Genomic DNA, 12,076 nt, shown 5'->3' on the forward strand with positions numbered 1-12,076 from the left:
CCGGCGCGCGCGTCGGATTTGCGATCGCAAATCCGGAACTCATCGCCGATATGAACCGGATCAAATACAGTTTTAACCCGTACAACGTCAACCGCCTGTCGATTTTGGCTGGCACGGCGGCGATGCGCGACTGGGACTACACGAAAGAATGTACCGGGCGCATCTGCAAAACGCGTGAAAAAACGACCGAGGCGCTCCGGGCACTTGGATTTACTGTACTGGATTCGAAGACCAACTTCATTTTTGCCAAGAGCGGCGATATGCCGGGAAAAGTTTATTTTGACGGACTGCGCGAGGCAGGAATCCTGGTAAGACGCTGGGACAGCGAGCGGATCAAAGATTATGTCCGCATTTCCATCGGATCCGAGGAAGAGATGGAAACGTTTGTTGAGGAGACGAAGAAGCTGGTGGAAGCGGCGAGAAGTGCAGTTGTAAGATAGGCTGGAATTCAATAGGTTCACGCATTTACTGTGGGAACCATATGAAAATGCTGGCAGCATGGTTTTTGTAGATGGGGCAGCTGTGAATAAGAAAGGAAGGCTGGCAAAAATGTCAAGAGAACGCAAGATTTCATTAGAACGAAACACGGCAGAGACGAAAATCAGCCTGTCGATTGATTTAGATGGAACGGGAAAATATCAGGTCGATACGGGCTGCGGATTTTTAAACCATATGCTGGAGCTCTTTGCCAGACATGGACGGTTTGACCTCACATTGAAATGTGACGGAGATACGCAGGTCGATTACCATCATACGACAGAGGACATCGGAATCGCCATGGGACAGGCAATTTTAGAGGCGCTGGGTGATAAAAAGGGCATCCGCCGTTATGGCAGTTTCCTGCTTCCGATGGATGAAACACTGGTAATGACGGCGCTCGATTTAAGCGGACGTTCCTATCTGGTCATGGATGTGGAGATTCCGACCGAAAAAGTGGGCGATTTTGATACCGAGCTTGTAAAGGAATTTATGATTGCACTGTCCTCCAACAGCCGGATGACGCTGCATTTTAAAATGTTCCACGGCGAAAACAGCCACCATATCATCGAGGCGATGTTCAAGGGACTGGGACGCGCGCTCGGCGAGGCGGTGTCGATTGACGAGAGGTACCGGGACGAGATTCCATCGACAAAAGGGGTATTATGATCTAAGATAAAAGTAAGTATAACAAATCTATTTAATAGGTTTATAATGATTCAGCGGGGTCCTGCGTTGACTGCGGGAACATACATGAATTGATATAGGAGGCTGCAAATGATAACAATTATTGACTACGGCGTGGGAAACCTATTTTCCCTCAGTTCCTCCCTCAGTTACCTGGGACTGGAAAATAAAGTCAGCCGCGATCCGGAAGATTTAAGAAAAGCGGATCACATCATTTTACCGGGCGTCGGCGCGTATGGCGATGCGATTGCGAAACTGCGCGGATCCGGAATGGCAGAGCCGCTGCTGGATGAAGCAAAAGCAGGCAAACCGATCATGGGAATCTGCCTCGGAATGCAGCTTCTCTTTGATAAAAGCTATGAATACGGCGAGCATCAGGGTCTGGGACTGATTCCGGGCGTGATGGCAGACTTAAAAGAAGACATTCCGGCAAACTTAAAAGTGCCGCACATGGGCTGGAACAGCCTGCATCTGACGGAAAAAGGAAAGAAACATCCACTGTTTAAATACAGCAAAGAGGGCGATTACGTCTACTTTGTCCACAGCTTCTATGGAAAAGATTGTGATGAGAGTCTGCTGGCAACCTCGGAGTACGGCATTCCGGTCACGGCGTCCGCGGCAAATGAAAATGTCATGGGCTGCCAGTTCCATCCGGAGAAGAGCGGGGAAGTGGGACTGCGGATTCTGAAGGCGTTTTCGGAGATATAATTAATAGAAAAACAAGAAAGGTAACTGTTTTTTCAGGCTTGTAGATTAGATTTAAACAGTTATGGAGAGGAAACGGACATGGAGCTATTTCCGGCGATTGATTTGCGGGACGGCAAGGCGGTGCGCCTGGTGCAGGGCGATTATAACCAGATGACAGTATTCAGCGACCGGCCGGAAGAGGTGGCGCTGGGATTCAAGGAGCAGGGCGCGAAAAACCTGCATGTGGTCGATCTGGACGGCGCGAAAGACGCGGCGCTGGCAAATTTTGACACGATAGAGAAGCTGATTAAGACAACGGGATTATTTGTAGAAGTCGGCGGCGGCATCCGCAACGAGGCATCCATCGACAAATACCTGTCGCTCGGAGCTGGACGCGTGATTCTCGGCACGGTGGCGGTCACAAATTATCCATTTGTCGAAGAAATGGTACGCAAATACGGCGATAAAATTGCAGTCGGTGTGGACGCGAAGGACGGTTTTGTGGCAACTCACGGGTGGCTTGAGACGAGCGAGGTAAGAGGCGTTGACTTCTGCCGCCGCCTGCGCGATACGGGAGTGAAAACGGTCATTTACACCGATATTTCCCGCGATGGAAAGATGCAGGGAACGAACCTGGAGCTTTATAAAGAATTATCGCAGATTGAAGGGCTGGATATCGTGGCGTCCGGTGGAATCAGCAGCCTCAAGGAGATTGAGATCTTGAAAAATGAGGTGTATGGTGCGATTTTAGGAAAAGCGCTGTATCTGGGTGCGATTGATTTAAAGGAAGCACTGAAATATTCCGTTTAGGAGAAGCACCGTATAAAAAGCGGCAAAAAAATCATTCGAATCATTCGAATCGTTCGAATGAATAATCAGAAAAAGAAATCAGGAGGGAACGGCATGATTTCAAAACGTATTATTCCGTGTCTGGATGTAAAGAACGGGCGTGTCGTGAAAGGCGTCAACTTCGAGGGAATCCAGGATGTGGCAGATCCGGTCGAGATGGCAAAATTTTACAACCAGAGTGGCGCGGACGAGCTGGTATTTTATGATATTACGGCAAGTGTAGAAGGAAGAAAAATCTTTACCGACATCCTGACTGAGGCGGCAAAACGGGTTTTCATCCCGCTGACGGTCGGCGGCGGCATCAGCACGCTGGATGATTTCGACCGCGTTTTAAAATGCGGCGCGGACAAGGTCAGCGTCAACAGCGGCGCGATCAAAAATCCGGAGCTTATTACCGAGGCGGCACACCGCTACGGCGATCAGTGTGTGGTGCTTTCGATGGATGTTAAACGTGTTGGAGACGAATACCACGTATTTAAGCAGGGCGGGCGTGTCGATACAGGCATTGATGCGCTGGAATGGGCAGAATCCGGCGTCAGACGCGGCGCAGGCGAGCTGGTGGTCAACAGTATCGATACGGACGGTGTGAAGCAGGGATTTGACATTCCGATGCTTTTGGAGATCGCGAAGCGTGTCGATGTGCCGATTATTGCTTCGGGAGGCGCGGGAAAGAAAGAAGACTTTTTAGACCTCTTCCAGTATCCGCAGATCGACGCGGGACTGGCGGCGAGTATTTTCCACCGGAAGGAAGTAAATATTAAGGAACTCAAGCAGTATTTGGCGGAGAATGGGGTGGAGATGCGGTTGATCTAAATCGCATCTAGGAAAAGTTAGAGGGCGGCGCTTTTTCGTGAGAGGGACGGAAAACAGGCATCCAGAAACTTCCGAAAAACGCTTTCGCTCTTGCGCCTACGCAGCGGTGCTAAGTTCGAAAAGACCTCACTAAGCACCGGCGTATGCGATGTTTTCTACAGTTTTTGGACGCCTGTTTTCCTGAGGATCGCGGGAGTAGGCGTCGGCGCTGCGCTGGACGCAGGGGATGTATATAAAAAATTTTAGTGGCAAGGTAGGATGAGAGTATGAGTGAGAATATCAACGAGATTGCAGGCGTAGAGCCGTCGTTTAAGATGGATGAGTTAAAGTTTAATGAGAAAGGCCTGATTCCGGCGATTGTGCAGGATCACTATAGCAAAAAGGTTCTGATGATGGCCTGGATGAATAAGGAGAGTCTGGAGATCAGCCTTCGTGAGAAGAAAACCTGTTTTTACAGCCGCAGCCGTCAGGAACTCTGGAGAAAGGGTGAGACGAGCGGGAATGTGCAGCATATTTCCAGTATTTATGCGGACTGCGATAAGGACACCTTGATTGTCGAGGTAGTCAAGGAAGGTCCGGCGTGCCATACGGGCGCGGAGAGCTGCTTTTTTGAGCCGGTTTACCAGAACGAGGAGATCACGCCGTTTTCCTATGAGGGACTTTACGACCTCATTATGGGACGTAAGACGAACCCGAAGGAAGGAAGCTACACCACCTACCTGTTCGACAAAGGTCTGGACAAGATTCTGAAAAAGGTCGGCGAGGAGTGTACCGAGGTTATCATCGCGGCAGCGAAGAAAGACAAGGACGAAACGATCTACGAGCTGGCAGACCTGTGTTACCATGCCATGGTTCTGATGGCAGACGCGGGCATCAGCGTAGAGGATGTGACGAAAGAGCTGGCGAAGCGGCATGTGGTGGATCATAAGGTGAAGCAGGAGTATATGCGGTAGAGCGGAGCTGGGGACTTGAAAAATGTGATTTTTTAAGTTTTGTATAGCGGCTAATAGAGTAGTAGATAAGAGTGGGCTGTTGTGAACGTGGATGTTTGCAATAGCCTATTTTTGTGTGGAAATTATAATTTTTTATAAGGCACAATAAGTACAATATCAGGGTGATTTTCTTGTATTTTCTGTATGGAAATGCTACAATCAAATTGGAGAGCATTTCATTTTACAGTTACAAGGGGGAGTTATTATGAAACGTTTTAAAAAGTTTGGAACTGCGCTTTTATCCTGCATGATGCTGACGGCATCGTTCGCGACTGTCTCAAACATGACGATGATTACAGCTGAGGCACATCCGGGACGGACGGATGCACAGGGCGGACATCATGACTACAAGAATAAGAGCGGTCTGGGAAGTTATCATTATCATTGTGGCGACCATGAGGCACATCTTCATCCAAATGGAGTTTGCCCGTATAAGAATGGGGCGGTTTCGAATGGAAATACGTCCGGTCAGACGCAGACTCAGACACAGTCCGCAGGTAATCAGAATCAGGTAGCGGAACAGATGAATACGTACCAGCCGGTGTTTGATGCAAATTATTATTATATGAATAATCCAGATTTGCAGTCGGTCGTTGGCTTGGACTCGCAAAAGTTATTTGAGCATTTTTATACGTGCGGTATGGCAGAAGGACGCAGGGCATCGGAGAATTTCGATGTCAGTGTATATAAGGCAAATAACCCGGATTTGGCGGCAGTGTTTGGAGACGATTTGAAGGCTTACTATACACATTATGTGCAGAGTGGGCAGTTGGAGAATCGGGTTTGTAAATAGGGAATGAATAGGGAAAATCATGCAGAGGCTGAAAACTGAATGCATGGTTTTCCTTTTTATATGATAGTAGGTCGACAATGTGTGTATAAGGATGTGGCTTAAGGGGGGAATTTAGAAATTCTCACTTGAGTATCAATGAAATATGTGTTATTATAAATAAAAATTACTTTTTTGGTAATTTTTATTTTTACTAAAGGAGATGCATAGTATAGAAATTCGCTACCATGATAAAAAGATCGAAAAACTTTGCACAGACATCCGAAAAGCGAAGAAGGATCTTCCAGCGATCGTTGCAGAGAAATTGCACGCTCTTGTGAACTTGCTTGAGAGTGCTGAAAATCTTCAGGATATAGCTGATATGCCGTTCTACCATTTACATTCCCTGCATGGAGACAGAGAAGGGCAGTATGCACTGGATGTGGCAGGAAGAAGGTCTGGATATCGACTATCTATTATTCCATTAGATGAAACAGGGAATACATGGACGGAAACAGATATAAACATTGTTTACAGGTCAACAGAAATAATAATTGCGTGGGAGGTGTCGAATCACTATGAATAAGATAGAATATCAGGAGTTGATTGCATTCCATCCGGGTTATTATGTGAAGGATTATATTGATGAGCTGGGAATTACACAGGAAGAATTGTCGAAACGTCTTCAGACAACACCTAAATATGTAAGTGATTTGGTAAATGGAAGAATCAACCTGACAGATGAGATGGTACTGAAACTTTCGATTGTGTTTGGTACATCCACAAAGCTATGGTTAAATCTAAATAGATCTTATATTGAAAAAAAGCTGGAGGTTGAGCGAAGGGAGAAACTTGCTCAGGAGTGCGAACTAGTCAAGAAGATGGATTATAAGTTCTGGGTTACTCTGGGAGCTGTAAAAGCAACCCGAATTGCGGCAGAGAAAGTCCAGGAACTTCAAAAGTATTTTAAAGTTTCGTCGTTAGCGGTACTGGGACAGCGGGATTTTCTGGTTCAGTATAGAACCAGTGTGACGGAAGTAAAGGACATTAATGTAATTAATGCGAATGCGTGGGTTCAGACTGCGATCAATGAAGGAACGCAGATGAATGTGGAATTATTTAATAAGAAAAAACTCACAGAGTCTATTCCAGAGATTCGAAATATGACGGTTCAAAAGCCGGAAGTATTTTACCCGAGATTAAAGGAACTTTTAGCCAGCTGCGGAGTGGCACTGGTATTGCTTCCTAATCTTAAAAATTGCGGCGTAAATGGCGCAGTAAAATGGCTAGGCAAAGATAAGGTGGTTCTGGCACTGAATGACAGGCGAAAATATGCAGATACATTTTGGTTTGCGTTATTCCATGAATTGGGGCATGTGTTACAGCAGCGGATAAAGGTCCTTTTAGTAAGCGAAAAAAATAAAGCTGGGCTGGAAACAGATGAATTGATTCAAAGATTAGAGAATGATGCGGATGCATTTTCACAAAATGTATTGATACCAGAAGCAGAGTATGATGATTTCGTAAGTACGAACCAGGAGGGCTTTACTGAAGAAACGATCCGGGCATTTGCAAAAGAGATTAATATCCAGCCAGGAATTGTTGTTGGAAGGTTGCAGAAAGATGAATATCTGGGATATCAGACTGTGCTGAACAGTATGAAAATCAAATATGTAATCGAGTAATAATTTTTTGCAATAAGTAACGAGTCACAAATAAAAAGAGATTTATATGTCAAAGAGGAGGTATTATAATGTCTGCTAATAGGAAAAATAATATTAATACGGATAGACCGATAATTCAATCAAGTGGATACAACGGAAGTGAGCCTGTTCGTATTTGTCCGAATTGTAAGAAACCAAAACCAATCAGTGAATTTGGTTTCCGTAAAATGGGAAATGGTCAAATTAGAAACCAGTCATGGTGTAAAGATTGTAGATAGAGAGGATTGTAAATAAAGCGGGGCGAAAACTCCGCTTTTATCTTATAATCAATATTAAATTAATTTAAGAATTTCCTAAACATTCCTTCCCACAAACTTCTATTGAATCCCCCCACAAACCGTAGTATAATAAACTAGACTTCGCATAGGCACAAATCCTCTAAAATCAGGGCGTGCCGGATGCGGACGCATGAAAGCGCGTTAAGAGGCGCAGAATAAGAATCAAAAGCACATGGAGTAAGCTGCCTGTGATCAATGTCATGGTCAGATGAAAGATGGAACATAGGATGGATCGAGATCGTATCCGGGCAGCCAGAAGGCGGCTCCGGGATGGCGAAGCATACCCATTGTGCACCTGAAAGCAGAGAAAATGCAAAGGAGAGTGCGATATGTGGTATGTGATCCAAACACAGACAGGAAGGGAACAGGAGCTGACAGAATGCATCGAACGCGTTTTGAAAGGAAATGGGTACCGCGCCTGTTTTGTGATTGAGCAGGAATGCGTCTGGCGCAATGCCGGGGAACTTTTGGAATACCAGAAACCGCTCTTTCCATCCTATGTTATCGCGGACACCGACACGCCGGAGGAATTCTTTCTGGTGTTAAAGCGGGTCCCGAAGCTTTCCAAACTCCTGCGGACGGACTGTGAATTCTGGTCGATTCGGGAAGAAGAGAAGAAACTGCTCTGCCAGATGATGGAGTTGGATGAATGTCTTGTCCGCCGCTCCTTTGTCACCCTCGACGAAGACGGCAACATCCTAACTGCCCAGGGACCATTATCCTTCTTCCTGGACAAGATTGTACGCAAGCGCATCCGCAAGCGGATCGTGACGGTGGAGGTCGAGCTTCTGGGAGAAAAGCGCAGGATAGAACTGGGAATCCGTCTGCCGGAAGATAAGTAAAAGAAAGGAACCAAAACACAAAAGCATGAATCAATTTGAGCAATACAAGCGCCTGATCAAGCTGGGATTTGCCCTGATATTGGTCTCGCTTCTGACAGGACTCTATGGCGTCATCTGGATCAACTGGTACAACAAGATTATCTGGGCGCCGTTCTTCCGCAGGGGTAACTGGATGATGATATTCATCTATGGACTCCTGCTTATTTTCTTTATGCAGCTGTACGGCGGATTTAAGATAGCGCTCCTGAAGCGGGGCAATCTGATCTACTCGCAGATACTGGCGGTGGTAGTCACCAATATTATTACCTATTTCCAGATCAGCGTGCAGGATAAGAAATTCACGGCACCGGCGCCACTGGTGGTCAATCTGATAGGGGCGGTTGTCATCATCCTCGCGTGGACGATGACATTTCTCTGGCTGTACCGGGGCATGTTCCCGCCGAGAGAGCTGCTGCTGATCTCCGGCGATCACTCGGATTATCATTTGATTGAAAAAATGAATGCGCGGGAAGATAAATACATAATCAGCCAGATTGTCAGCTACCACGAAGGACCGGAACGCATCAAAGCGGAGATCGCCAAATACGACAGCGTGATTGTCGGAGATATACCGGCGCATGAGCGAAACTATATCATCAAATATTGTTTCGGCCAGAATATCCGGACATACAGCGTCCCGAAAATATCGGACATTCTGCTTCGCAGCTCGGTGGAACTGAATCTGTTTGATTCGCCGCTGCTTCTGTCGCGGAATAATCAGGGACTGCAGATAGAGCAGGAAATTATGAAACGGATCATCGACATCGTCGGATCACTCATCGGAATCGTAATTACGATTCCGATTTTTTTGATTGTAGGAATCTGTATTAAGATGACCGACGGCGGTCCGGTGATTTACCAGCAGACGCGCCTTACAAAAAACGGAAAGAAATTCCAGATATATAAATTTCGTACCATGGTGCAGAACGCGGAAGCAGATGGAAAGGCACGGCTGGCAAGCGAGGATGATCCGAGAATCCTGCCGATTGGCCGGATACTGCGGGCAACCCGCCTGGATGAGCTGCCGCAGATTTATAACATCTTAAAAGGTGATATGTCCATCGTTGGACCGCGCCCGGAACGCCCGGAGCTGGCGGCCGAATTGGAAAAAGAGATACCGGAATTTTCCTTCCGCCTGCAAGTCAAAGCCGGTCTGACCGGCTACGCGCAGGTGTATGGAAAATATAACACGACCCCTTATGACAAGCTGAAACTGGACTTGACGTATATACGCAACTATTCAGTGCTGGAAGATCTGAAGCTGATTATCATGACGCCGAAGATTATGCTGATGAAGGAAAGTACGGAAGGAGTCAAAGAAGAACAGCAATAACGGAATAAAAAGCTATAAACAGGAAATAAGACATGGAAAAACAACCAGATATACGCATTTTTATTGCCTGCCATAAGCCGACCTATGTACCGGAAAATCCAATTTTTTATCCGGTACAGGTGGGAACGGCGTTGACGGAAAAACGTCTGGAACATATGGCATATCGAGATAATGAGGGCGATAATATATCCGGGAAAAATCCGGATTACTGTGAATTGACGGCACAGTATTGGGCTTGGAAAAATATAGACTGCGACTATTATGGATTCTTTCATTACCGCCGCTATCTGACGTTTCACAGGGTCTGCCCCGTGATGGCGAGTGGACGAATCCTTGGAAAACGCCAGCATCCGTATATAGAGCTGGATTCCGTCTGGGACGATCTGACACCATATTGGATGGAAGCCGAGTGGATGGCGCAGCAGATCATGAAATACGATCTTCTGACCGTTTACCGAGAGCGGATCAATACGACGGTATACCGTCAGTACTGCCAGTATCATGAAGCAGAAGAACTGAATCATATGCTGGAGATTATAAACCGGATTTACCCGGAATATACAGATGTGGCAAAGGCATATATGAGTTCCAAAGATATCTATTATATGAATATGTATATCATGAAAAAAGAGCTGTTCCATACATATATGGAATGGCTTTTTACACTTTTAGATACATTTGAACAGGAGAGAAAAGAGATAAACAAACCGCAGGAACCAAGGCTGTATGGCTATCTTGCGGAGCGGTTGTTTGGTATCTTTTACTTTTACCAGAGGAAGAAAGGCATACAATGTGCCGAGCTTCCTTATCTTAAATTCTATCATACTGAACCGGGAAAGGAGGAAGAAGTATCGAATATACGGGAGTTTCGTTTAAAACCGACCAACTTAAAAATTAAAATAGATATGCGTAAGTTAAACCGTCTGTTTCCGGCAGGAAGTTTCCGGCGGGTATTGCTGCGCGGCTTTTTTTTGAAATAAAAGCAAAATCGAAGAAAGAGGAAAAGATATGAATTTGTTTTTAAAACGACTGGGCGGATTTTATAAGTACCGTTTCCTGATGCAGCAGCTTGTAACAAAAGATATTAAGCTGAAATACCGGAGAAGTTTTCTGGGATACCTGTGGAGTATCCTGAATCCTCTGATGGTTATGGTTATCATGGTGATCGTATTTTCCAATATGTTCCGGTCTGATATTGTCAATTTTCCGGTATACCTGATTATCGGACAGACGCTTTATAACTTTATGAGTGAATCAACCACACAGGCGATCTTCTCCATTATCGGAAATGCGTCATTGCTGAAAAAAACCTACGTGCCGAAATATGTATTTACCGTATCTAAAATTACAAGTTCCTTTGTAAATATGGTATTTGCACTGGGGGCGCTAGTGATCGTATTTGTGGTATGCCGGGTCGTTCCGAATGTTTTTTATCTATTTATTCCGGTGATTCTTCTGCAGGAATATCTGTTCTGCCTGGGACTGGGAATGCTTTTGGCGCAGGGGTGTGTATTCTTCCGCGATATACAGCATATTTATAACGCAGTATTGACCGCATGGATGTATCTGACTCCATTATTTTATCCGATTACCCTGCTTCCGGAGGCGCTGCGGAAACTGGTTATGATGTTAAATCCGATGTATTTCTATATCACGCAGTTCCGTCAGATCGTGCTGGAATGTCGGATGCCGGATCCGTACCTGATTCTGGCTGGATTTGTGGCAGCCGGAGTGGCACTTCTGATTGGAGTGTGGGCATTCTTAAAGACGCAAGATAAATTTATCTTATATATCTAGGAGGCAGAAATGGCATCGGACAAAGACACAATCATAAAAGTAACAAATGCGGCGGTCCGTTTCAATATGGCTTCCGAGCGCATTGATAATTTAAAAGAATATTTTGTAAAACTGATCAAACGCGAGCTGATGTTCCAGGAATTTATGGCTCTGAAAGATATCAATTTTGAGGTAAAACGCGGCGAAGCGTGGGGCCTCATCGGAACGAATGGTTCCGGTAAATCGACACTTTTAAAGCTGATCTGCGGTATTCTGAAACCGTACCGCGGCACGGTAGAAGTGAGAGGAAGCATTGCACCACTGATCGAGCTGGGTGCCGGATTCGACGGGGAACTGACGGCGACGGAAAACATTTATTTAAATGGCGCCGTTCTCGGTTACAGCAAGGAATTTATGGATGCGCATTATGATGAGATCGTCGAATTTGCAGAACTCAAAGATTTCATGAATATGCCGATCAAGAACTATTCATCCGGTATGGCGGCGAGACTGGGATTTGCGATCGCGACGATCGTGCAGCCGGAAATCCTGATTGTCGATGAAGTGCTGGCCGTCGGAGATGCGGCATTTCAGGAAAAATGTCAGGAACGTATGCATCATATGCTGGAAAATGGTACGACGCTTTTGTTCGTCTCCCATACGATGGCAACGGTGCGGCAACTCTGCGATCACGCGATCTGGCTGAATAAAGGCGATGTGGTCATGCAGGGAGAGGCAGAGGGCGTATGCAATGCCTATATGGAGAGTCTGAATCTGCCGGAAAACGCTTAAAACAATACAGACGATACA

At 45.9% G+C, this 12,076-nt stretch carries 14 protein-coding genes; all 14 read left to right on the top strand.

From position 1 onward, the window contains the following. Window positions 1-440, top strand: a 440-nt coding sequence (locus tag QVO97_RS11690; RefSeq protein ID WP_288189753.1) for an aminotransferase class I/II-fold pyridoxal phosphate-dependent enzyme, incomplete at its 5' end; no start/stop codon positions are given. A gap of 109 nt (window positions 441-549) precedes the next feature. Then, entirely contained in the window at window positions 550-1,146 is a 597-nt protein-coding gene (hisB, locus tag QVO97_RS11695) for an imidazoleglycerol-phosphate dehydratase HisB (protein ID WP_022360498.1), read from the top strand. A gap of 108 nt (window positions 1,147-1,254) precedes the next feature. Beyond that, window positions 1,255-1,872, top strand: a complete 618-nt coding sequence (gene hisH / locus QVO97_RS11700) for an imidazole glycerol phosphate synthase subunit HisH (RefSeq protein WP_022360499.1) — start codon at window positions 1,255-1,257, stop codon at window positions 1,870-1,872. Window positions 1,873-1,950: 78 nt separating this feature from the next. After that, window positions 1,951-2,661, top strand: coding sequence for a 1-(5-phosphoribosyl)-5-[(5-phosphoribosylamino)methylideneamino]imidazole-4-carboxamide isomerase (hisA, locus tag QVO97_RS11705; protein ID WP_022360500.1), 711 nt, complete (start codon window positions 1,951-1,953; stop codon window positions 2,659-2,661). A gap of 93 nt (window positions 2,662-2,754) precedes the next feature. Further along, complete coding sequence (gene hisF / locus QVO97_RS11710; protein WP_022360501.1) at window positions 2,755-3,513, top strand: imidazole glycerol phosphate synthase subunit HisF; 759 nt, start codon at window positions 2,755-2,757, stop codon at window positions 3,511-3,513. A gap of 266 nt (window positions 3,514-3,779) precedes the next feature. After that, window positions 3,780-4,466, top strand: coding sequence for a bifunctional phosphoribosyl-AMP cyclohydrolase/phosphoribosyl-ATP diphosphatase HisIE (hisIE, locus tag QVO97_RS11715; protein WP_022360502.1), 687 nt, complete (start codon window positions 3,780-3,782; stop codon window positions 4,464-4,466). A gap of 244 nt (window positions 4,467-4,710) precedes the next feature. Then, window positions 4,711-5,298, top strand: a complete 588-nt coding sequence (locus QVO97_RS11720) for a YHYH domain-containing protein (RefSeq protein WP_022360503.1) — start codon at window positions 4,711-4,713, stop codon at window positions 5,296-5,298. A 199-nt stretch (window positions 5,299-5,497) separates the two neighbouring features. Further along, window positions 5,498-5,860 carry a type II toxin-antitoxin system RelE/ParE family toxin gene (locus QVO97_RS11725; RefSeq protein ID WP_288189754.1) on the top strand — a complete coding sequence of 121 codons (363 nt, stop codon included), beginning with the start codon at window positions 5,498-5,500 and terminating at the stop codon, window positions 5,858-5,860. After that, window positions 5,853-6,959, top strand: a complete 1,107-nt coding sequence (locus tag QVO97_RS11730; protein WP_022360504.1) for a HigA family addiction module antitoxin — start codon at window positions 5,853-5,855, stop codon at window positions 6,957-6,959. The genes QVO97_RS11725 and QVO97_RS11730 overlap by 8 nt, the downstream gene beginning before the upstream one ends. Window positions 6,960-7,605: 646 nt before the next feature. After that, entirely contained in the window at window positions 7,606-8,118 is a 513-nt protein-coding gene (locus tag QVO97_RS11735) for a transcription termination/antitermination NusG family protein (protein WP_022360506.1), read from the top strand. 25 nt (window positions 8,119-8,143) lie between these two features. Then, entirely contained in the window at window positions 8,144-9,490 is a 1,347-nt protein-coding gene (locus QVO97_RS11740) for an exopolysaccharide biosynthesis polyprenyl glycosylphosphotransferase (protein ID WP_022360507.1), read from the top strand. Between the two features lie 32 nt (window positions 9,491-9,522). Further along, on the top strand, window positions 9,523-10,470 hold the full coding sequence (locus tag QVO97_RS11745) for a DUF4422 domain-containing protein (protein ID WP_022360508.1): 948 nt from the start codon (window positions 9,523-9,525) through the stop codon (window positions 10,468-10,470). A 28-nt stretch (window positions 10,471-10,498) separates the two neighbouring features. Then, on the top strand, window positions 10,499-11,287 hold the full coding sequence (locus QVO97_RS11750; protein WP_022360509.1) for an ABC transporter permease: 789 nt from the start codon (window positions 10,499-10,501) through the stop codon (window positions 11,285-11,287). A 9-nt stretch (window positions 11,288-11,296) separates the two neighbouring features. Further along, entirely contained in the window at window positions 11,297-12,058 is a 762-nt protein-coding gene (locus QVO97_RS11755) for an ABC transporter ATP-binding protein (RefSeq protein ID WP_022360510.1), read from the top strand. Window positions 12,059-12,076: the final 18 nt, after the last annotated feature.

The sequence above is a fragment of the Clostridium sp. CAG:43 genome (genome assembly GCF_000434655.1).
In the GTDB taxonomy this organism is placed as follows: Bacteria; Bacillota; Clostridia; order Lachnospirales; family Lachnospiraceae; genus Otoolea; species Otoolea fessa.